This is a genomic window from Tautonia plasticadhaerens (genome assembly GCF_007752535.1).
GTDB classification, from domain to species: Bacteria; Planctomycetota; Planctomycetia; order Isosphaerales; family Isosphaeraceae; genus Tautonia; species Tautonia plasticadhaerens.
In genome coordinates this window covers 4,879,136-4,899,288 of record NZ_CP036426.1, presented here as the reverse complement: position 1 = coordinate 4,899,288, position 20,153 = coordinate 4,879,136, and the positions used below count along the sequence as shown (strand labels likewise).

The following is a 20,153-nucleotide window of genomic DNA, read 5'->3' as shown; positions in this document are numbered from 1 at the left end:
TTCAGGGTCTCGACGGACCCGGCTCCCGGGGGCGGGTGCCTCGCGCCGGTCGGCGGGATCGATGCGGGAGGGCCCGCCGTTGGCGCCGCCCGGCGTCCCGGATCCATCGTCAGTCGGGCCATTCCCCGGAGAAGACCTCGGTGGCCGGGCCGGTCATGAAGACGGGGGCGTCGTCGGCGGGCCACTCCAGCTCCAGGTCGCCGCCGGGGAGGTGGGCGACGATCTTCCAGCCGGTCCTGCCCGTCAGGACCCCCGCCACGCAGACGGCGCAGGCCCCGGTGCCGCAGGCCTGGGTGATCCCCGAGCCCCGCTCCCAGGTCCTCATGCGGACCTCACCCGGGCCGATCACCTGGACGACGTGGGCGTTCACCCGCCTCGGATACGCCGGGTGGTGCTCCCACTTCGGGCCGATCGCCTCCAGGGGGAAGGCGGTCACGTCGTCGACGAAGGCGACCGCGTGCGGGTTGCCCATCGAGACGGCCGTCTGCCGCAGCTCCAGCCCGCCGACCTCGAACGGCACGTCGACCGGGGGATCGCCGGGCAACGTGGTCGGGATCTCGGCCGACCGGAGGATCGGCGTCCCCATGTCGACCCGGACCCGATGCGCCTTCCCCCCCTCGACCTCCAGGTCCAGCGTCAGCACGCCCCGGCCGGTCTCGATCGTCACCCGGTCCTTGCGGGCGATGCCGTGGTCGTGTACGTACTTGGCCACGCACCGGATGCCGTTGCCGCACATCTCCCCCTCGGAGCCGTCGAGGTTGAACATGCGCATCCTCGCGTCGGCCCGGTCGGAGGGGCCGATGAGGATCAGGCCGTCGGAGCCGACGCCGAGGTGCCGGTCGCTCATCGCCGCCGCCAGCGGGCCGGGGTCGCCGGGGAGGATCTGGTCGAACAGGTTCACATACACGTAGTCGTTGCCGAGGCCGTGCATCTTGGTGAAGCGGAGCGGCATGGGGCCATCGTCCTCTCGGGGTCGGGCGGCTGGGCGGCGTCAGAGGCCGGGGCCGTGCCCGGGGCGGACCTCATCATACCATTCGACGCCCCCCGGCAGCGGCGCCGAGGCGAACTCCAGGTGCACGACCCGGCGATGCCGGGGGGACCTCGCCGAGTTCGAGGCGTGCAGCAGCATCGGCCGCATCAGGACCGCCCCCCCGCGATCGACCGCGCACTCGACCGGCCGGACCCGGGCCCTCCAGGGGGCGACCTCGCCCGGGTCCCGGCCGTCGAGCCGGTGCGAGCCGGGCAGCACCCGCAGGGGGCCGTTGTCGGGCCCGGCGGGGTCGAGGTGCAGGCGGATGGTGAGCATCGCGTCGAGCACCTCGGGGGGGGCCAAGGCGTGCGGGATCCCGGCCTTGGCCGTCCAGCAGGAGAAGCCGGGGGCGTCGACCCGGGCCCGGGCGGCGACGGTCAGATCCCGGTGCCAGGGGAGGTTCCAGTTGGCCCCGGCCGTCTTGTCGAACCAGAGCCCCCGGACGGCGAACGCCCCGGGACCGAGCACCGGCTCGACCAGGCCCCGGATCTCGGGAGATGCGGCCAGGATCCGGACTTCCGGGACCCGGCCGAGCAGATCCCGGAGGCCGTAGACGCTCTTGCCCCGGCGGAGCGAGGCGGGGTCGGCCAGCCGGGTCGCCTCGAACTCGGCCCGGCCGACGGCGGCGATCAGCGCGTCGACCTCGGCATCGTCGAGCACCCCGGGGACCACGGCGAAGCCGTCGCGGTCGATCCGATCGGCGAGGTCGTCAGGGACGGTCGGCATGGCGAGGGGTTCGGAAAACCGAGGGGAGGGGGCCGGCTCAGTCGTCGCCGCCGTCGCAGCCGATGGCCTCAACGGGACACTCCTCCATCGCGGAACGGCAGGCCGACTCCTCCTCGGGTCCCTCAGGCTGCCGCGCGACGAAGGAGTAGCGGTTCTGGTCCCATCGGAGGAAATTGCCGATGGCAAGCTCCCGGCACAGCTCGCAGTCGATGCAGGTGTCGTCGACGTAATAGCGTCCCGGGGCGTTCTCGGGCACCTTGTGGGTCGGGTCGGCCATGACTCTGGGAGGGGCTGGGTCCAAAGCGTTCCGGTCTGATCTGGCGTTCAAGCGCCCAAGCGCCGCTCCATTCTAGCGACGATCCCGGAGATCGTCTCCCTGAGGGCGGGGGACGGCCCCCGGATTCATCCATGCGGTCGCACCCGGCGACGGGTATAATCGGCGACGCGGTCGGGCGAACCTGCCCTCGCGGGGGAGCAGGACCGGCCGACGCGCCCCGACCCGGGGAGGAGACCGCCATGTCACCGCGCATCACCCGTTCCGCCATGACCGGGGCGAGCCTGATCGCCCTGCTCCTCGCCCTCCCCGCCCCGGCCGGGGCCCGGGTGGCCATCGAGCCCCCCCCCGAGCAGGAGGGCGGGGACCGGCCCGAAGGGTCGAGCAGGACCGGAAGCGAGCCCGGGCTCCCGGAGCAGTTCCGGGAGCTTCGACGGCTCCTCGACCAGGAACGTGAGGTCCGTCGACAGGCCGAGGAACGCCTGGCCGATCGGGAGCAGGTGATCCTCGAACTGATCGAGAAGCTGGCCCGGGCCGAGGTCGAGGCCGATCAGCTCCGGGAGGCCGCCCGCGCCCAGGCCGACCATCCGGCGGCCGGGCCCGGGGAGGCGGACGAGCCCCGTGATGGCCCCAGGCCCGGGCGGCTCGACGCCCCCGACCAGGCCCGGGTGGCCGAGGCCCGGGTCGAGGCCGCCCGCTCCCGACTGGAGGCGGCCGAGATGCGGCTCGACGCCTGTCGGCAGCGGATCGAGGAGCTGGATCGTGCCATGGCGAGCGGCGTCGCGTCGGCGGGGGAGGGGTTCGAGGGCCGCATGGCCCTCGCCGACGCCCAGGCCCAGCTCGCCGAGTCCCGGGCCCAGCTCGTCGAGGCCGAGTTCCAGCTCGGCCGGGTCCTCCGCGGCCAGGAAGGCGACCCGGGGCCCGAGGCCGACCGGGACGAGGCCCGGATCGAGCCGGGCGTCCGAGTCGGGGGCGACTCGGACGAACACGATTATGGGATCGAGCTTGAGGACGTCGTCGACACCGCGGATCGGATCCTCGACCTCATCCGGGGCATCGACGAGGACTTCGGCGGCGACCGGGGCCTGCCCCTCCGGGACGAGCTGGACGAAGACTTCGAGGTCGAGGTCGAGGTCGAGGGGGACCTGATCGACGAGGTGTTCGACACGGCGGATCGGATCCTCGACCTCATCCAGGGCATCCGCCGCGATCGACGCGGCCGGTGAACGACCCCATGCCGACGGGCCCGGTCCCGCCCTCTGACACGTCAGGGGCGGGCCGGGGTCACGCGGCTCGCATCGGTCGGACGCACCGCGCCCTCGGCCCATCCCGCCCGCCCACCCGAAGTCGAGTGGGCGGGGAGACGGCAACGACGCCCCCTCCCGGAACATCGACCCCGTGACCCCGCCGAGCCCGACGACCGACGGCACCTCGCCCGACCTTCCCCCGCCCCGGGATGACCCGGGCCGGCCCTTCCGAGCGGGATGGAGGGCCCGGCCGGGCAAGGTGCGGCCGATGGTGCCGGTGGCGATCGCGATGGCGGCCGGGATCCTCGCCGACCGTCGGGTCGAGCCCTGCGGGACCGCGACCTGGGCGATCCTCGCGCTGGCCTGCTCGGCGGTCGCGCTGGCGACGTTGCGGAGGCCCCGGGTCGTCTACCCGGCGCTGCTCCTGGCGATCGCCGCCTTCGGCGGCGGCCGGCACCACGCCCGGTGGTCGGACCTGGCGCCCGACGACCTCTCCCGGGTCGTCTCGACCGAGGCGAGGCTGGGCTGGGTGCGGGGGTTCCTCCGGACCGTGCCCGAGTACCGGGAGGCAGGCGTCGCGGACCGGCCCGGGGACGAGGGCTACACCCGGTTCGAGCTGCAACTGACCGCGGCCAGCGACGGCCGGTCCTGGCATCCCGCCTCGGGCCGGGCGGTCGTCTCCGCCGGGGGAGACCGGACCGACCTGGAGATGGGGGACCCGGTCGAGGCGGCCGGCTCGATCGCCCTGCTGGCCGGGCCGCTCAACCCCGGCGAGCGCGACCCGAGGGACTTCCACCGGTCCCGAGGAGTCCGCCTGCGGCTCTCGGTCGACGACCCGGCCGGGCTCGGCCTCGACCCCGAGGGGAGGCCCCGCCCCCTGCTGCGATGGCTCGGCAAGGCCAGGACCTGGGGCGATCGTCGGCTCTCGGATCTCCTCGGCGACCGGACGGCGCCGGTCGCCTCGGCCCTGCTGATCGGAGACCGGGGGGGGATCGACGGGGAGACGACCGACGCCTTCTCCCGGACCGGCGCGGCCCACCTGCTGGCGATCTCCGGGCTGCACCTCTCGGCGGTGGCGGGGGGGCTGGGGCTGCTCTCGATCCTGCTCGGCCTCGGGCTCAAGGGGGCGGCCCGCCTGGTCCTGGCGGCGACGATCGGCTATGCCACCCTCGTCGGCTGGTCGCCGTCGGTCGGCCGGTCGGCGACGATGGTCGCCGCCGTCTGCCTGGCGACGATCCTCGACCGGCAGGCCAGGGCCTCGAACACGATCGCCCTGGCGGCGGCGATCACGATGGCGATCAACCCGGCCGTCCTGTTCTCGGTCGGCTGGCAGCTCTCGTTCCTGGCCGTCGGGGTGCTGGCCCTCGGCGTTCCGACGATGGTGCGACGGGTCGAGGGCCGGTTCTTCGGGCCCGACCCGGAAGGCGACCCGCTCGACGAGCTGGAACGTCGGCTGGAACCCCGCTGGCGGCGGGCCGTGCGGCGGGCGGCGTTCTACCCGGTGGCGGCACTGGCGGCCTCGGCGGCCGTCTCGCTGGCGACGGCCCCGCTGGTGGCCTGGAGGTTCAACGTGGTGGCGCCGATCGGCATCCTGCTGAACCTCCCGCTCATCCCGGTCGCCGGGGTCGCCGTCGGTAGCGGCGGGCTGGCCCTGATGCTCTCGGCCGTCTGGGCCCCCTTGGCCACCCCGGCGGCCTGGGCCTGCGACGCCTCCCTCGGGCTTGCGATGGGCGTCGTCCACCGGGCCGAGGCGGTGCCGATGGGACATGCGTTCGTGCCGACCCCGACGACCGGCTGGGTGGTCGCCTTCTACGCCTCGCTCGCGATGGCGGGCCGGGCCTCGGCGGCCCGGTGGCCGGTGCCGGCGAGGAGGACGGCCTGGCTGGGGGTCGGCCTGGTGGGGGCGTTCGGCTCGATCGCGACGCTCGCGCCGCACCGGCCCGAGACGACCGAGGTGGAGGTGCTCGCCGTCGGCCACGGCCTGTCGGTCGTGATCCAGGGGCCCGACGGCTCGGCGGCCCTCTACGACTGCGGCCGGTCGGGCGACCCGGGCGTCGGCCGCCGGATCGCGGCCCCGGCGCTCTGGGGCCGGGGGGTCCGACGGCTGGAGACGCTGGTCATCTCCCACGCCGACGCCGACCATTACAACGGCGTCCCCGACCTGCTCGAACGGTTCGAGGTGGGCCGGCTGGTCGTGCCGGAGGGGTTCGAGGGCGACGGCGACGACTCGGCGGTGCTCGCCGTGCTCGACGACGCCAGGGCACGGGGCGTCCCGGTCGTCGAGGCGAGGGCCGGCGACCGGATCGGACTGGTCCCGGGGCTGACCGCGGGGGCCCTGCACCCGCCCCCGGGCTGGCTGCCCGACGCGCCGGACAACGACCGGAGCCTGGTGCTCGACCTCCCCGCCGGGGGCCGGCACCTGCTGCTGACCGGCGACCTCGAAGGCGCCGGGCTCGCCGAGCTGGTCGCCGGGCCGAGCTTCCCGATCGACGCCATGCTCGCCCCTCATCACGGCGGCCGGTCGTCCAACCCGGGCTGGCTCTACGACTGGGCCTCCCCGGGGCTGGTCGTCAGCAGCCAGCGGGCCCCCCGGGCGGGGGCGACGGACCCCCTGGCGAGCCTCGACGAACGGGGGATCCCGGTGCTCCGGACCGCGGAGGGCGGGGCCGTCCTGCTCCGAAGCCTCGGCCCCCGCGAGGCCGAGCCCGGGGGCGGCCCGGGCTGGTCCGTCGGCGGCCGGCCGGGCCCGTCGGATCCGAAGCCCGGGAATCGGTTCATCGCCGCTTCCCTCGGCGTCCGGCCGCCCCCGGGGGCGGCCCGCCTGCTGGCGGCCGTGGGCGGCCTGGCCCTCGGCGTCTGGCTCTGCCTGGCCCTTGCTGTGGTCCACTTCGGGGCCTGGTCCCTCGTCCTGCCCGGCCGGGCGAACCCCTCGGATGAGCCGTTCCCGGGGCCCTGGCGGTCGGCCTCGATCACCTCGGCGGACGGGCTGACGCTCCGGGGCTGGCGGCTCGACGCCCGGGGCGGCGGGCCTGACACGCCCGATCGGTTCGCCCTGGTCTTGCATGGGATGGCGGAGGCGTCCCCGAGCATGAGGGGACGGGCCGAGGCGCTGCACCGCCTCGGCTGGTCGGTGCTCGTGCCCGACCTCCGCTCCTTCGGCCGGAGCGACGGGGACCGCTGCACCTTCGGCGCCCGGGAGGCCGGGGACCTGCGGTCCTGGGTCGACGCCCTGCTCGTCGACCATCCCGGCGCCGCCGTCGTCGCCTGGGGCCGCTCGATGGGGGCGGCCGTCGCGCTGCGGGCGGCGACGGAGGACGACCGGATCCGGGCGATCGTCCTGGAGGCCCCCTATGCCGACCTCCGACGGGCCCTGGCGTCCCGGCTCTCCCGCCTGCCGATCCCCGGCGCGGGCCTGCTGGCCGGGCTCGTCCTCTCCCGGGCCGCCCGGATCGCGGGGGTCCCGCTCGACCGCCCCCGGCCCGTGGACCTGGCCCCCCGGGCCTCGGTCCCCGCCCTCATCCTCCAGGGCGGCAAGGACCGGATCGCGCCGATCGTCGAGGCCCGTCGCCTCGCCGACGCCTTCCCCGACGACCGACGCCCCGAGGTCGAGACCGTCGCCGACGCCGGCCACGCCGACGTCTTCGACCTCGGCGGCCCGTCGCTGGCGAGTCGGATCGGCGAATTCCTGGGCCGGGCCGCATCGCCGCGCCCGGGAAGCGATCGGGCCGGGGAGGGCCGGTCGCGCCCTCTCCGGGTTGAACCCGGATCTCCCGAATGAGGGACCGTCGGGGCGGCCGATCCATCCCATCCCGGATCGGGCGATCGGGCTCAGGGGTCAGGAGTCGGTCTCTTCCATCGAGTCCCGAATCAGCTGGAACCGGGAGGCCGGGTCGTCCCCCTCCAGGTCGGACCACTGGCCGAGCAGGAAGACGGTGCGTCGGGGGGTGCGGAAGCAGCGGATGCAGCAGGCGTTGGTGGAGTCGAGGGTCAGGAACTCGACGTCGTGGCCGATCGCCCGGTGGCCGTCGATCGTCTCCAGCACCGGCACGGCGTCCAGGTCGGGGTACTCCTCCTGCATCGCGTCGAGCGCATTGCCGGCGACCTCGGCGGGCTCGGGGCACTCCTCGTCCAGGGAGACCAGCGCGAATGCGACCCCGTCCGGCGCATTCACGGCGACCGTGGTCCGGGGGCCGTCGACCTCGACCTCGACCTCCCAGTCGGTCGGATACCGGAAGCGGACGCCGTGCTCGTCGAAGATGCCGATCATCGTCTGGGGCCTCATCGGCCCCGGCCCCGGACGCCGCCGGGCGCCCGGCTCGATGGTGGCCCGAGCCTGATCCGGCTCCCATCCTAGCAAACGGGCGGCCGGGCCGGTCCACCCCGAACGAGGCAGGCGCCCGGCCGGCCCGGTCGGCAACCCGTCGAGGTCCCCGGTCAGCCGGCCTGGTCCGGCTCCTCGTCCCCATCGCCCGCCTCCCGGTCGTGGTCCCCGGCCGGGGTGGCCTCCTCCTCCTTGGTGTCGTCGAGCCGGTCGGCCTGCATCGTCCGGCCGCCCTGGATGAGGACCAGCCCGGTCACGTTCCCCTCGTCGTCCCGGAGGAATTCGACCTCGGCCCGGACGGCCTCGACCAAGAACTCGGTCTCGGAGGTGGGGGACAGCTCGGCCCGGTCCTGCCCGCTGGGGGCGCCGAGGAGGCGATCCCCCTCCCGGACGATCTCCAGGACCATCTCCGGGGAGATCCGATACCGGCCGACGTAGTCGTCGAAGATGGCCGGGTCGACCTCGACGATCGCCCGGGGCCGGGGCACCTCGTAGGGCAGCCCGAGGACGACCGCCGCCAGGTCCCGGGCGATCTCGCCGACCGGCTCGGGGACGACGTTGCCGAGCACGGCCACGAAGACCCCGTCGTCGGGGTAACGGATCACCTGCGTCGTGAAGCCGTTGATCCCCCCGGCGTGCTCCTGCTCGGGGTGGCCGTCGCGCTCCCGGACGAGCCAGCCGAAGGCGTAGTCGTCCTTCACAGGGGTCCACATCGCCTCGTACGACTCCCCCGAGATCAGCTTGCCCTCGGCCAGGGCGCGGTCCCACCGGGCGAGATCCTCGACCGTCGAATACAGGGCCCCGGCCGAGAAGGGGAGGCCCATGTCGAGGTACCGAGAGTTGCGGACCAACTCGCCGACCCGCTCGTAGCCCGAGGCCCGGCCCTTGAGGATCGGCCCGGCCCGGTCGTAGCCGCTGTCCTCCATGCCCAGGGGCTCGAAGATCTCCTCCCGGAGGAACGACTCGTAGGTCGACCCCGAGGCCCGCTCGATGATCATGCCCAGGAGGAAGTACCCCGAGTTGTTGTAGCGGTATTCCGAGCCGGGCTCGAACTCCAGGGGCAGGTCCCGGACCAGGCCGATCAGCTCCTCCTGGGAGAGCGGCAGGATGCTCTTCTCCTCGAAGAACCCCGAGAGCCCCGTGTAGCTGGGGATGCCCGAGGTGTGCGTCAGCAGGTGCCGGATCGTCACGCCCCCCCACGACTCGGGCGTCTCCGGCAGGTGCTCGGAGATCGGGTCGTCAAGGCCGAGCTTCCCCCGCTCCGCCAGGATCAGCGCCGCCATCGCCGTGAACTGCTTCGTGACCGAGGCGAGCCGGAACTTCGTCCCCGGGGTGTTCGGGACCTCGTGCTCGAAGTTCGCCAGCCCGTAGCCCCTGGCCAGCAGCGGCTCGCCGTCCTTGGTCACGATCACCGAGCCGTTGAACTTCTGGACGGCGTCGGCGGCCTCCATGTATTCCTCCAGCCGGGAGACCAGTCCGGCGCCCCCGTCGTCGGGGTCGGCATCCGGGACGACCATCGGTGGGGCGATCAGGACGGCAAGCGCGGTCGGGAGCACGAGCATCGGTCGGTTCCTCTTCGGGGGGAATGGGGACCACCCGTGATTCGGGCCCGATCGTCCGATATTGCGGGCCCGGCCGCCATGCGGCCCTCCTCGCCTTGGCCATCGGGCGGAGGGGTTGCTAGAGTAGGAATCGGAGCGTCGGCCGATCGGGCCGACCCGGTCGGGTTGCGCCCCGGCCGAGGGACACGAACCCCGGCGACGTCCGGCCGACCGTCCGATCGAGAGAGCACGCCACCGATGCGAGTCCTGTCCGGGATCCAGCCGTCCGGCCCGCTGCACCTGGGGAACTACTTCGGGGCGATCCGCCAGTACCTGGAGCTGCAGCGGGAGGCCCAGGTCTTCTACTTCGTGGCCAACTACCACGCCCTGACCAGCGTCCGGGACGCCGACACCCTGCGCTCCTACACCGACGACGTGGTGGTCACGCTGCTGAGCCTGGGGATCGACCCGGAGCACGTCACCCTGTTCGTCCAGTCCGACGTGCCGGAGACGACCGAGCTGGCCTGGCTGCTGACGACCGTCACGCCGATGGGGTGGCTGGAGAAGTGCGTCAGCTACAAGGACAAGATCCAGCAGGGCCTTCCCTCCGAGCACGGCCTGTTCGCCTACCCCGTGCTCCAGGCGGCCGACATCCTGCTCTACGACGCCGACCTCGTCCCCGTCGGCCAGGACCAGAAGCAGCACCTGGAGATCACCCGGGACGTCGCCGAGCGCTTCAACAACACGTACGGCGAGACCTTCAAGCTCCCCGAGCCCTACATCCTGCCCCAGGTCGCCGTGGTCCCCGGCACCGACGGCCGGAAGATGTCCAAGAGCTACGGCAACACCATCGAGCTGTTCGACGACCCCAAGGCGATCACCAAGAAGTGCAAGCGGCTCGTCACCGACAGCCGCCCCCCCGAGGAGCCCGGCGACCCGTCCAAGCTCGACGAGTTCCCCCTGTTTTTGCTCTTCCGCCTCGTCGCCCCCGCCGAGGAGTGGGAGGCCGTGAAGCGGCAGTACCTCGAAGGGGGCCTCGGCTACGGCCCGGTGAAGGCCCGGCTGGCGGAACTCATCATCGAGCACTTCGCCGAGGCCCGGGAGCGCCGGGCCGAGCTGCTGGCCCACCCCGAGCGGGTCGCCGAGGTGAAGGCGTCCGGCGCCGACCGCGCCCGCAAGGCGGCCCGCCAGGTCCTCGACCGGGCCCGGGCCGCCTGCGGCGTCGGCTGAACTTCGTCCCGGACGGGATGGGTCAGCCCGCCCGTGGCGACCGACGACGGCGGGCCACGGCGACACCGGCCGCCGACAGCCCGGCCGCCGCCATCGCCAGGCTCGACGGCTCGGGGATGGCGTGCAAGACGCCGACGGCGTCCAGGTCGAAGCCCCCGGAAGCGAACGGGGTGGGATACGGGTCGTTGACGAGGTTCCCCAGCGAATCGAGGCTCCCGATGCCCGGGTCGATCGACCCGACCACGTCGACCAGCCGGACGTAACGGACCGCGTCCACGTCGAGCAACGGGGAGCGCCCGGCGAGTTCGGCCAGGTCGAACGGCGTCCCGAAGCCGCCGACGTGCTTCCCGGCCAGGTTGTGCAGTTCGGTGGCGTCGAGGGCGCCGAAGCCGCCGACCTGGGTGCTCGTCTGGGTCAGGGAAGCGGCGTCGAACCGGAAGAAGTCGACGCCGTTGGAGCTGACCTCCACGAAGGCGAGCTCCAGGAAGGCCAGCCCCCCTCCCAGGCCGAAGCCGTTCTCGAACACGGCGAAGTCGGCACCGGCCCCGTCGACGATGGGGGCGTCGAAGCCCAGCGTGATGCTCCCGCCGTCGCCGAGGCTGACGATCCGGCCGTCGGCCGCGCCGATCGCGTCGGCGGCCGAGCCGAACGAGGCGAGCGGCCCGCCGGGGTCGGCCAGGTCCTGGGGGCCTCGGACCAGCTCGGCGACGCTGGCCCCCCAGCCGACGATCCGGCTGTCGTCCCGGGAGATGGCGAGCGAGCCCGGCAGGCCCGCCTGGGGGTCGAACGGCCCGGCGACCGCCGGGGAGGCCGAGGCCAGGGCAGCGGCAAGGGCGGCGATCGCGGTCATCTGCACGAAGTTGCGCATGGAATTCCCTTCGAAGGTCGAGTCGGGTCGACGCGCGCACCCCGATCGGGCCCGGCCGGGATCCGGCGGGCGGGGGACCGACGCGCGGACGGAGATCCTCGGTCCGGGCACCGTGCCCGGCCCTCGCTCGATCGGGAGCCCGTCCCGTCGCCGGGAGGACGTCCCGGGGCGGCCTCCCCCGAGGTCAGGGGAGGTCACGCTCGATTCAATTCAATCCGCCGCACCGGCCCGCCGGGGCGGCCGGCCGTCAGGCGGCCCGGCGACGAAGTCGGAGTCGGGTCGCGATCGCCGACGCACCCGCAAGGCCGAGGCCGAGCATCGCCAGGGTCGACGGCTCGGGGATCGCCGTCACCCCGGAGAACCGGAGGTCGTCCAGCGCGAAGAACCCCGGCGTGTTCATGCCGAAGATCGGGTCGGTGTCGGACGACGTCAGGTTGAAGTGCAGCCGGGTCGCCCCGGCCAGGGTGGAGAGGTCGACCTCGGTCCAGTCCCGGATCACGTAGTCGTCATCCCCCCGGTAGTCGGCCAGGTAGAACTCGACCGACGAGGCCAGGGCGGCCCCCGACGCGTCGGTGCCGAAGACGGTCAGCCTGAACCAGTCGGGGTCGGTGCCGGAAGGGCCGCCGAAGGGGCCGGTGAAGCCGAAATCGTCCCCTTCGAGCATCGTCAGCGCGGTGAGGGTCGTGTTGGTGACGAGCATGCTCAGGGGGGCGGCCCCGTCGGGGAGCTCGACCCAGGGAAGGTCGAGCAACTGCCCGGAATCGGTCGGGTCGAGGTCGTCGTTGTACCCGAAGCCCACCGCGTAGTTGTCCGCGCCGGGCCCGGCCCCGGTGCCGGCGAAGGCGGCGAACTGGTTGGAATACTGCTTGGTGGTCGTGTCCTGCACGTTGGAGTAGGCGAAGCCCCCCCAGTTGGTCACGCCGTCGAAGGCGTAGTTGGGGTTGTAGCGGTTCGAGAACCGGGCCCCGCCGCTCTCGAACGCGCCGACGGTCACCGGCAGGTCGCCGCCGAAGGGGTCGGGCTCCTGGATGCCGCCGGGGTCGGGCCCGTTCCAGTAGGAGTCGGCGGGGAGCGTCAGGTCGTCGAAGTCGGCCACGCCCTCGGCCATCGCGGGGGCGGAGAGGGCCAGGGCGAGCAGCAGGGGGGCGGTCGGTCGGATCGTCATCGGTCGATGTTCTCGTCGGGGTCGGGTGTTCGGTCTCGGGGATGTTCGGATCAAGATCGGGCTCAATACTGGTCGGCCGAGATCACCTCGCCGCCGGCCCGGGTGCAGAGGGCGGCCAGCGGCCTCAGCGCGATCGTCTCCTTCAGGAACCGGGCCGAACCGTCGCCGAGCAGGGCGAGGGCCCCGCCGGGGTGGTCGGAGCGGATGTCGTTCTCGAAGCCGGGTGCCGTGTTGATGGCGAACGCCTGGTCGAAGACGTTGCGGGCGTAGATCCACTGGCCGTCGCCCCAGGCGGAGTCCTCGGCGATGAAGATCGTCTGCGAGGTGCCGTCCCGGATCGCGGCGACGGGGAACGCCCGGTCGTAGAGCATCGGCCCCTTGGGCGGGTTGTTCGGCGAGGTGATCCGCTCGCCGTAGATGCCGCCGTAGTCGCAGGCCCCCCGGCCGTCCACGCGGTCGTCATCGCGCCGGGAGGTGGGGCAGAGGTAGACGTCGAGGACCGTCCGGGCGGCGGTGCCGTTCGCGGCGTGGTCGTGCGCGACGGCCAGGTTCATCGCGTCGAACAGGTCCGGCTGCTCCAGGTTCGGCAGCAGCAGGGCCGACCAGGCGAGCCACCGCATCGGCTCTCCCGGCCTCCGGAGCCAGCCGCCGGGGGGGAAATGCCCGGCGGTGTCGTGGTAGCCGTGCAGGGCCAGGCCCATCTGGCGGAGGTTGTTCAGGCACTGGGCCCGTCGGGCGGCCTCCCGGGCCGCCTGGACGGCGGGCAGCAGCAGGGCGATGAGCACGCCGATGATCGCGATGACCACCAGCAGCTCGATCAGCGTGAAGCCGTCGCCCCGGGATGGGCGCGCGCAGGCGCCCCGGATGGGGTTCGGTCGGTTCATGGGTGATGGTCCCGGCGAGCGGACGGGAACGCACCCTCGGCCGGATCCCTTCGATCCCCCGGGTCGGGCCGGGGCAGGGGGATTCGTCCGACCGGGCGATCGGCGGCCGCAAACCGGGGGGGTCCTCGGAACGGGGGTCGAACGGAGGTCTCGACGCATTCCGCCCGGCGTGCTCGTCCCTCGCAGAGCAGGGCCGGGAGCGACTCGAGGTAGGTCTTCTGACTCCCGGGCACGAGCCCCAAGCCTTCTCATCGCGACCCCCGCGCCGTGCGCCTGGGCTCATCGACAATGGCTGGAGGAGGGGAGGGGCTCGTTGACTGCCCGGTCACAGCGGCGGGGCCGTCCCGGATTCGCACCGGGTTCCCTGTTCACCGCCCCCGAAGGCTTCGGGGGACGGTCACCTCGCGTCTGATGACGGAACGCGGATGGTAACGGCATCGCCATGCCGGCGTCAACCGAAACGTCCGGCCGTTCCGCCTCCCCGCCCCGGACCGAACCCGTCGCGGAGGGGAGGGGAGGGATCCCCCGCCGACCTCCCCCTCGGGCCCGTGTCGCATGGCCCCCGATCCGGCGAGGGCGGCCGGCCCGGGCAGGGCCCGGGGCGGCCCACCCCGGAAATCGAGGCCGTTTTCCCGGAAGAATCCTCAAGCTCGGCGCACGACCCTGCCGATGGTGCGGGAAGGGGGAATTTACCGTCGGCCCGGATCGGGCGTGGGCCGACGGCGGACCGGAGCCGAATCGATGGGAGGTGGCATGGGGCGAGGGGCCGTCCTGGCTGGTGTGCTCGCGGCCCTCTCGGCCGGCTGCGCGGGGCTCGGCCCCAGGCCGTTCGACGGGCCCGATGCCCGACGCTGGGAGCAGCGTCGGGAACTCAGCCGGCAGGCCCGGGCCGCCGCCGATTCCCGGGACTTCGCCCGCGCCCTCGACCTCCTCGCCCGGCTCTCCGAGTCCGATCCCCGATCGGCCGACGCCCCGGCCCGGATGGCGGCCATCTACGTGGAGCTCGGCCGGGTCGATGACGCCGCCGAAGCCTTCGGCCTCGCCCTGAAGAGGGACGCCGACGACGTCGACTCCCTGATCGGCCTGGGCCGGATCGAGGCCGACCGCGGCCACCTCGACCGGGCGATCGATCGCTTCAACGCCGCCATCGAGATCGACCCCGGCCAGACCGGGGCCCACCTCGGCCGGGCCCGGGCGCTGGAACGGCTCGGCCGGCCCGACGAGGCGCTCGCCTCCTACTTCCGGGCCCTCCGGATCGAGCCCGACACGCCCGAGGCCCTGATGCGGGTCGCCTCGATCCAGCTCGACCGCAATCAGCCCGAGTCGGCCCTCGCCCGGCTCGACCACCTCGTCGAGCTCTCCCCCGACGACCCCGACGCCAGGGCCGTCCGGGGCCGGGCCCGGGTGGCGCTCCAGCTCACCGAAGGTGCCCTGGACGACCTCCGGTTCGCCTCCGAACGCTTCCCCGGCCGCGCCGACCTCGCCTGCATGCTGGCCCTCGCCTTCGAGCAGGCCGACGACCTCGACGCGGCGCGAGACGCCATCGCCCACGCCGCCTCGATCGACCCCGCCTCCCCCACCGTCCGGGCGATCTCCGACCGGCTGCACCGCTGAGCGGCGGCGGACCGCGGCCGCGACGCCCCGGGCCGCATTGACCGGGAAGCCGTACCTCCGGGGGCCGGGGTGGCCGAGGACTCGGCCGAGAGGAACCGGCCGGGGGCCTCGGCGACCGGGGAGTCACGGCCGAGGCCCCGGACACCCGAGGGGGATCGACCCAGGAAACGCCGGATCAATCGCCGAGCCCCGGGACCGCCTCGCCGCCGGCGACGGTCCCGTAGGCCTTCCAGACTTCCGGGTCGATCGTGCTTTTGACGAAGTGGACCGAGCCGTCTCCGGTGAGCAGGTTGACCCCGCCGGGGTGGCGGCTCGACGCCGTCGAGACGACCGGGCTGCCGTAGTCCTCGATCCCCCCGAGCAGGCAGCTCGGGCTGCCGGGCGGCAGGACGTGGTGATACCTCGTGTAGAGGGCATTGCCGTCCGCCCAACGCCCCCCCGGCCGCTGGTTCGCCACCAGCATCCGGGGCGAGGTCATCGGGCCGGCCGACCGGCATGACTCGATCGAGTCGCCCGAGAGGAAGAAGTCGCCCAGCGGGTCGACCAGGCCGGGGTCGAACAGGCAGCGTTCGCTGAACATCGCCGTGTTGCCCAGCCCGTCCCGGACGTTCGCCGTCCTGATGGCGCTCTGGAACCAGAAGGCACCGTCGTTGCGCCCCGAGCCGTCCGGGGAGTCGCCGGGCAGGTTGATCGGCTGCGTCCCGGCGTTGCCGCGGTAGGAACTATGCCCGTAGACCAGCGTGTCGGCCGGCGAGACCGCGTCGGACGGGCAGAGGAAGCCCGAGACGGTCGCCTGGAGGATCGACCGGTTCCAGAGGTTGTCGGGGATCGGGTCGTGCGCCCAGGGCACCCCGACGAAGTTCAGCGCGTCGAAGAGCGCCGGCTGCTCAAGGTACGGCAACAGCTGCGAGTGCGCCGACCAGCGCGGCTCCCTCCCGGCCGGCGCCCAGCCGCCGACGCCGAAGGGGTAGGCCCGCAACGCCGCCTCGTAGTTGTGCAGCGCCAGGCCGATCTGCCGGAGGTTGTTCGAGCACTGGGCCCGGCGGGAGGACTCCCGGGCCATCTGCACCGCCGGCAGCAGCAGGGCGACCAGGATGCCGATCACGGCGACCACCACGAGCACCTCGATCAGCGTGAACCCGCGTCGGGTCGCGGCGGCCCTCGTCGCCGGCCCGGCGTCCCGGGAAGCCCGCCACCGCCAGGCGATCAGGCCGGCGGCGATCGCCACGAGCAGGGCCCCCGCGGCCCAGTAATACGGCGCCCGGCTCCTCGGCGGCTGCTGGAGGCGGACGACCCGGTCGGCCCGGATCGACCAGTCGCGGAAGCCGACTTCGAGGCCCGAGGTCGTGTTCATGGGGACGGCCATCAGGGCCAGGTAGTCGACCGGATCGGTCCCGAGTACGGCCTCCCCGAGGGAGGCGAGCTCGCCGTCCTCGGCCCCATGCAAGAGGGTCCACGTCTCGCCGGCCCGACGGATGCCGAGCCGCCCCCAGGTCGCCGCGGTCGGCAGGTGGGCCCAGCCGTCCTCCCCCCCGGGGATCCGCGCGAAGAAGCCGATGCCCTGGCCGTCGGGCCGGTGGTTGTGGTAGACGCCGACCTCCCCCGAGGCGTTGGAGAGGTGCAGCTCGATGACGTTAGCCTGCTCCCAGACCTCGAAGTCGGGCAACGTCTTCGGCTTCGGCAGGGACCGCACGTCGTAGGTGGCGACCACCTCGAAGTCGCCGACGAGGTGGACGTCGGCCAGGAACCGCAAAGCGTTGTAGCCGACCGGGCCGGGGCGGACCGTGCCGACGAGCAATCCGTCCTCGGCCCGCCACTTCGACCCCGGCGGCCCCGGCATGGGCCGGAAGACCCAGCGGTCGTACGAGGCCCCCTCGAACGAGGTCTCGACCCGGTCCTCCGCCGAGGCCGGCCCGGGCGGCCCGAGCAGGGCCCCGGCCGCCGCGACCGCGATCGCCCACCCGACGCGCCCCGCCGGCGCCCGGGCTCCTCCCCGCCGCACTGCACGCCTCATGGAGAAGGTCCCCGGCCGGGGCACCGCCGCTCGGGCGGGTCGGCGGGGCGGCCGACGATCGGACCGACCCGCGTCGACGTGTCTCGTCCCGGCCCGATGATCATGCGGCGGGCCGCGGCGACCTGCAAATGAAATCCTTCGGAGACCTCCGATTGGATGAATGTTCCATCCGTGTTCGACGCCGCGACCCGCCCGACGGGTCGGGCGGGCCGGGCCGGGGAGGGCGGCGCTCAGGGTTGGCCGCCGGCCGGCTCGCACAGCTCGGTGAGCACGCCGTGGGTGCTCTTGGGGTGGGCGAAGGCGATCCGCATGTGGTGGGCCCCCGGACGGGGCGCGTCGTCGATCATCCGGAGGCCGCCGGCCTTCCATTCGGCGATGCGGTCCTCGATCCCCTCCACGGTGAAGGCGACGTGGTGCATCCCCTCCCCCCGCTTGTCGAGGAAGCCGGCGATGGTGCTCGACGGGTCGAGCGGCTCCAGCAACTCGAATCGGACGTCGCCGATGCGGAAGAAGCCGACGCGGACCTTCTGGTCGGCCACCTCCTCGACCCCTTCGAACTCGGCGCCGAGGGTGCCTTCGTAGTACGGGCGGTGTTCTTCGATCGATCGGACCGCGATGCCGATGTGGTTGAGCGCCTTGACCGGTGTCATGGGACCTTCCTCGTTCGGTGATCGCCCGGGGGCCGGGCTCCATTTCGATTCGGGCCGCCCGGGGCGCCCGAGACGGGCGGCCCCCGGGGGGATCGATGCCCGTCATTCGAACTCGACGAGCACCTGCCCCTGCTGGACGCCGTCGCCGACCCCGGCGTTGACCCGGGAGACGACGCCGGCGACCGGGGCGGTGATGACCGTTTCCATCTTCATCGCCTCCAGCACGATCAGGACGTCATTGACCCGGATCGCCTGGCCCGGCCTGGCCTCGACCCGGGAGACGACGCCGGCCAGCGGGCTCCGGCAGACCTTGGCCTCGTCCGCCACCGGTGCCGGGCCCGGCCCGGCCCCCGGGGAGGCCGGGGGGCCCGCCGGCGAGGCCGGCATCCGGGCGTGGCCGGAGGGCGGGACGTAGGAGGGCCTCATCGGCTCCGGCTCGGCGACCTCGACATCGACCTCGAAGACTCTGCCGTCGACGGTGATCTTGAGTTTCAACGTTCGCTCCTCGAAGGCCACGCCGGCCGGGTCCGATCGCGGGGTCGGGTGGGGTCTGGGATGGCCGACCCGGGGGCCCGGCGGCCCCCTTCGGTGTCGGTTCGGGGTCCGTCGCACGCGGGGACGGCCGGGGAACTCGATCAGGATCCGTGCTGGACCTGCAGCCGGTGCGACGCCTGCACCGTGACCCTCCCCTGCTGCGCCCAGGCCGCCGAGCCGAGCAGGCGGATCTGACGGATGTGGGCCCGCTTGCCCAGGTAGGCGGCGACCGCCGCGGAGATGGCGAAGGCCAGCTCCGGGCCGATCGCGTCGGACGCCCGGTCGGCCGCCTGGGGGGCGAGCCCGGCGGGGGAGGCCGGGGCCGAGGCCTCGATCGCCGAGACGCGGGCGGACAGCCGGGCAACCTCGCCCCTCAGGGCCTCGACGGCCTCGAGGATCCGGGACAGGTCGTGCGACTCGGGGGGCATGGGATCCGATCCTCCGATCAGGGTTCATCGATCTCGCGCCGATCAGAGCGGGATCAGGCCGTGCTTCTTCGGCGGCCGGACCTCGCGCTTGGCCTGGAGGTATTCCAGGGCCTGCGCCAGGTGTCGGCGGGTGTCGGCCGGCTCGATGACGTCGTCCACGAGGCGACGCCCGGCGGCGACGTACGGCGAGGAGAAGGTGGATCGGTACTGCTCGATCAGCTCGGCACGCCGGGCGGCCTTGTCCCCGGCCTCCTGCATCTCCTTGCGGAAGACGACCTCGACGGCGCCCTCGGCCCCCATCACGGCCACCTCGGCCGTCGGCCAGGCGAAGACGCGGTCGGCCCCCAGGTCCTTCGAGCACATCGCCAGGTGGGCCCCGCCATACGACTTCCGCAGGATCACCTGGATCTTCGGCACCGTGGCCGCCGAATAGGCGAAGAGCATCTTCGCCCCGTGCCGGATGATCCCGCCGTGCTCCTGGGCCACGCCCGGCAGGAAGCCGGGCACGTCGACGAAGGTGACCAGCGAGATGTTGAAGGCGTTGCAGAAGCGGATGAATCGGCTCGCCTTCGTCGATGCGTTCACGTCCAGCACGCCGGACATCACCGAGGGCTGATTGGCGATGACCCCCACCGACCGGCCCAGGATCCGGGCAAAGCCGACGACGATGTTCCGGGCGTACCCCTCCTGGACCTCCAGGAAGTCCCCCCGGTCGACGATCGCGCCGATCACGTCCCGGACGTCGTATCCCTGCTTCGGCTCGACGGGCACGATCCCCGGCAGCCCGGGGTCCGGGTCGACGTTGTTGTCGAAGGGGACCCGGGGCGGATCCTCCAGGTTGTTCGCCGGCAGGAAGCTGAGCAGGCGGCGGCAGAGGTGGAGCGCCTCCTCGTCGTCCTCGGCGACGAAGTGGTTCACGCCCGAGAGGGTCATGTGGGCGTCGGCACCGCCCAGGGCCTCGGCGGTGATCTGCTCGCCGGTCACCTGCTTGATCACCTGGGGGCCCGTGATGAACATCTGCGACTGCTTCGTCTGGATGACGAAGTCCGTCAGGGCCGGCGAGTACGCCGCCCCCCCCGCGCACGGGCCGCAGATCAGGGAGATCTGCGGCACCGCGCCCGACAGCTCCACGTTCGCGTAGAACACCCGCCCGTACCCGGAGAGCGAGTCGATCCCCTCCTGCACCCGGGCGCCCCCCGAGTCGTTGAGGAAGACGAACGGGGTGCCGGTCTGCAGCGCCATCCCCATCACGTCGGCAACCTTGTGCGAGTGGATCTCGCCGGCCGAGCCGCCCAGGACGGTGAAGTCCTGGCTGGCGAGGTGCACCAGCCGGCCGTCGATCGACCCGGCGCCGGTGACGACGCCGTCGGCAGGTGCCTCCTTGCCGGCCATCCCGAAGTGGGACTGCCGGTGGCTCGCGAACAGGCCGAACTCCTCGAACGACCCGGGGTCGAGCAGCGTCTCGACCCGTTCCCGGGCGGTCAGCTTGCCCTGCTCCTTCTGCTTGGCCAGGCGATCGGGGCCGCCCCCCTGGCGGAGGTGGTCCTTCTTCTCGCGGAGCTCCTGGACGAGCTCGTCCATCGTCCGCCTCTTCGAATCGGCGCTCATCGCTGCCTCGTCCTTTCTC

At 73.3% G+C, this 20,153-nt stretch carries 17 protein-coding genes and 1 riboswitch; of the genes, 4 read left to right on the top strand and 13 right to left on the bottom strand.

Annotation, left to right across the window (positions count from 1 at the left end; genetic code table 11):
• Positions 1–109: 109 nt before the first annotated feature.
• Genes dapF through ElP_RS19610 form a run of 3 tightly spaced genes read right to left on the bottom strand, consistent with a single transcriptional unit; the run spans position 110 to position 2,033 of the window.
• Positions 110–952, bottom strand: a complete 843-nt coding sequence (dapF, locus tag ElP_RS19620; protein ID WP_145272153.1) for a diaminopimelate epimerase — start codon at positions 950–952, stop codon at positions 110–112.
• Positions 953–991: 39 nt separating this feature from the next.
• On the bottom strand, positions 992–1,756 hold the full coding sequence (locus ElP_RS19615) for a phytanoyl-CoA dioxygenase family protein (protein WP_145272151.1): 765 nt from the start codon (positions 1,754–1,756) through the stop codon (positions 992–994).
• A 37-nt stretch (positions 1,757–1,793) separates the two neighbouring features.
• Positions 1,794–2,033 carry a ferredoxin gene (locus ElP_RS19610; protein WP_145272149.1) on the bottom strand — a complete coding sequence of 80 codons (240 nt, stop codon included), beginning with the start codon at positions 2,031–2,033 and terminating at the stop codon, positions 1,794–1,796.
• Between the two features lie 239 nt (positions 2,034–2,272).
• On the opposite strand from ElP_RS19610, the gene ElP_RS19605 reads away from it, so the two are divergent.
• Together ElP_RS19605 and ElP_RS19600 are read left to right on the top strand one after the other, a co-directional pair.
• Positions 2,273–3,256 (top strand): hypothetical protein, encoded by a 984-nt coding sequence (locus ElP_RS19605; RefSeq protein ID WP_145272146.1) that lies wholly within the window; start codon positions 2,273–2,275, stop codon positions 3,254–3,256.
• Between the two features lie 172 nt (positions 3,257–3,428).
• Positions 3,429–7,055, top strand: coding sequence for a ComEC/Rec2 family competence protein (locus ElP_RS19600; RefSeq protein ID WP_145272144.1), 3,627 nt, complete (start codon positions 3,429–3,431; stop codon positions 7,053–7,055).
• Between the two features lie 57 nt (positions 7,056–7,112).
• On the opposite strand, the gene ElP_RS19595 is transcribed toward ElP_RS19600, so the two are convergent.
• Both ElP_RS19595 and ElP_RS19590 read right to left on the bottom strand, forming a co-directional pair.
• The gene (locus ElP_RS19595; protein ID WP_231749191.1) at positions 7,113–7,559 is read right to left on the bottom strand and encodes a hypothetical protein; all 447 of its coding nucleotides are present in this window, start codon (positions 7,557–7,559) and stop codon (positions 7,113–7,115) included.
• 152 nt (positions 7,560–7,711) lie between these two features.
• Entirely contained in the window at positions 7,712–9,160 is a 1,449-nt protein-coding gene (locus ElP_RS19590) for a serine hydrolase (RefSeq protein ID WP_145272142.1), read from the bottom strand.
• Between the two features lie 237 nt (positions 9,161–9,397).
• Here ElP_RS19590 and trpS point away from each other — a divergent pair, with 237 nt between their 5' ends.
• Complete coding sequence (gene trpS, locus ElP_RS19585) at positions 9,398–10,369, top strand: tryptophan--tRNA ligase (protein WP_145272140.1); 972 nt, start codon at positions 9,398–9,400, stop codon at positions 10,367–10,369.
• Between the two features lie 22 nt (positions 10,370–10,391).
• Here trpS and ElP_RS19580 read toward each other — a convergent pair whose 3' ends face one another.
• From ElP_RS19580 to ElP_RS19570, 3 genes are all read right to left on the bottom strand, one after another.
• Complete coding sequence (locus ElP_RS19580; RefSeq protein ID WP_145272138.1) at positions 10,392–11,237, bottom strand: PEP-CTERM sorting domain-containing protein; 846 nt, start codon at positions 11,235–11,237, stop codon at positions 10,392–10,394.
• Positions 11,238–11,484: 247 nt separating this feature from the next.
• The gene (locus ElP_RS19575) at positions 11,485–12,402 is read right to left on the bottom strand and encodes a DUF4465 domain-containing protein (protein ID WP_145272137.1); all 918 of its coding nucleotides are present in this window, start codon (positions 12,400–12,402) and stop codon (positions 11,485–11,487) included.
• 62 nt (positions 12,403–12,464) lie between these two features.
• Positions 12,465–13,286 (bottom strand): DUF1559 family PulG-like putative transporter, encoded by an 822-nt coding sequence (locus ElP_RS19570; protein ID WP_145272135.1) that lies wholly within the window; start codon positions 13,284–13,286, stop codon positions 12,465–12,467.
• Positions 13,287–13,477: 191 nt separating this feature from the next.
• A riboswitch (cobalamin riboswitch) is annotated at positions 13,478–13,706 on the bottom strand.
• 333 nt (positions 13,707–14,039) lie between these two features.
• Here ElP_RS19570 and ElP_RS19565 point away from each other — a divergent pair.
• Positions 14,040–14,900 carry a tetratricopeptide repeat protein gene (locus tag ElP_RS19565; RefSeq protein ID WP_197446180.1) on the top strand — a complete coding sequence of 287 codons (861 nt, stop codon included), beginning with the start codon at positions 14,040–14,042 and terminating at the stop codon, positions 14,898–14,900.
• A gap of 175 nt (positions 14,901–15,075) precedes the next feature.
• On the opposite strand, the gene ElP_RS19560 is transcribed toward ElP_RS19565, so the two are convergent.
• From ElP_RS19560 to ElP_RS19540, 5 genes are all read right to left on the bottom strand, one after another.
• Positions 15,076–16,914 carry a DUF1559 family PulG-like putative transporter gene (locus tag ElP_RS19560; RefSeq protein ID WP_145272131.1) on the bottom strand — a complete coding sequence of 613 codons (1,839 nt, stop codon included), beginning with the start codon at positions 16,912–16,914 and terminating at the stop codon, positions 15,076–15,078.
• A gap of 230 nt (positions 16,915–17,144) precedes the next feature.
• Positions 17,145–17,564, bottom strand: coding sequence for a methylmalonyl-CoA epimerase (mce, locus tag ElP_RS19555; RefSeq protein WP_145272129.1), 420 nt, complete (start codon positions 17,562–17,564; stop codon positions 17,145–17,147).
• A 102-nt stretch (positions 17,565–17,666) separates the two neighbouring features.
• Complete coding sequence (locus ElP_RS19550; RefSeq protein WP_145272127.1) at positions 17,667–18,059, bottom strand: biotin/lipoyl-containing protein; 393 nt, start codon at positions 18,057–18,059, stop codon at positions 17,667–17,669.
• A gap of 140 nt (positions 18,060–18,199) precedes the next feature.
• Complete coding sequence (locus tag ElP_RS19545) at positions 18,200–18,526, bottom strand: hypothetical protein (RefSeq protein ID WP_145272125.1); 327 nt, start codon at positions 18,524–18,526, stop codon at positions 18,200–18,202.
• A gap of 42 nt (positions 18,527–18,568) precedes the next feature.
• Complete coding sequence (locus ElP_RS19540) at positions 18,569–20,134, bottom strand: acyl-CoA carboxylase subunit beta (protein ID WP_231749190.1); 1,566 nt, start codon at positions 20,132–20,134, stop codon at positions 18,569–18,571.
• Positions 20,135–20,153: the final 19 nt, after the last annotated feature.

Coding starts and splice junctions, on each gene's coding strand:
- ElP_RS19605 (WP_145272146.1), top strand. CDS start 2,273: ATGTCACCGCGCATCACCCGTTCCGCCATGACCGGGGCGAGCCTGATC.
- ElP_RS19545 (WP_145272125.1), bottom strand. CDS start 18,526: ATGCCCCCCGAGTCGCACGACCTGTCCCGGATCCTCGAGGCCGTCGAG.
- ElP_RS19575 (WP_145272137.1), bottom strand. CDS start 12,402: ATGACGATCCGACCGACCGCCCCCCTGCTGCTCGCCCTGGCCCTCTCC.
- ElP_RS19595 (WP_231749191.1), bottom strand. CDS start 7,559: ATGAGGCCCCAGACGATGATCGGCATCTTCGACGAGCACGGCGTCCGC.
- ElP_RS19570 (WP_145272135.1), bottom strand. CDS start 13,286: ATGAACCGACCGAACCCCATCCGGGGCGCCTGCGCGCGCCCATCCCGG.
- dapF (WP_145272153.1), bottom strand. CDS start 952: ATGCCGCTCCGCTTCACCAAGATGCACGGCCTCGGCAACGACTACGTG.
- ElP_RS19540 (WP_231749190.1), bottom strand. CDS start 20,134: ATGAGCGCCGATTCGAAGAGGCGGACGATGGACGAGCTCGTCCAGGAG.
- ElP_RS19580 (WP_145272138.1), bottom strand. CDS start 11,237: ATGCGCAACTTCGTGCAGATGACCGCGATCGCCGCCCTTGCCGCTGCC.
- ElP_RS19590 (WP_145272142.1), bottom strand. CDS start 9,160: ATGCTCGTGCTCCCGACCGCGCTTGCCGTCCTGATCGCCCCACCGATG.
- ElP_RS19610 (WP_145272149.1), bottom strand. CDS start 2,033: ATGGCCGACCCGACCCACAAGGTGCCCGAGAACGCCCCGGGACGCTAT.
- ElP_RS19565 (WP_197446180.1), top strand. CDS start 14,040: ATGGGGCGAGGGGCCGTCCTGGCTGGTGTGCTCGCGGCCCTCTCGGCC.
- ElP_RS19560 (WP_145272131.1), bottom strand. CDS start 16,914: ATGAGGCGTGCAGTGCGGCGGGGAGGAGCCCGGGCGCCGGCGGGGCGC.
- mce (WP_145272129.1), bottom strand. CDS start 17,564: ATGACACCGGTCAAGGCGCTCAACCACATCGGCATCGCGGTCCGATCG.
- trpS (WP_145272140.1), top strand. CDS start 9,398: ATGCGAGTCCTGTCCGGGATCCAGCCGTCCGGCCCGCTGCACCTGGGG.
- ElP_RS19615 (WP_145272151.1), bottom strand. CDS start 1,756: ATGCCGACCGTCCCTGACGACCTCGCCGATCGGATCGACCGCGACGGC.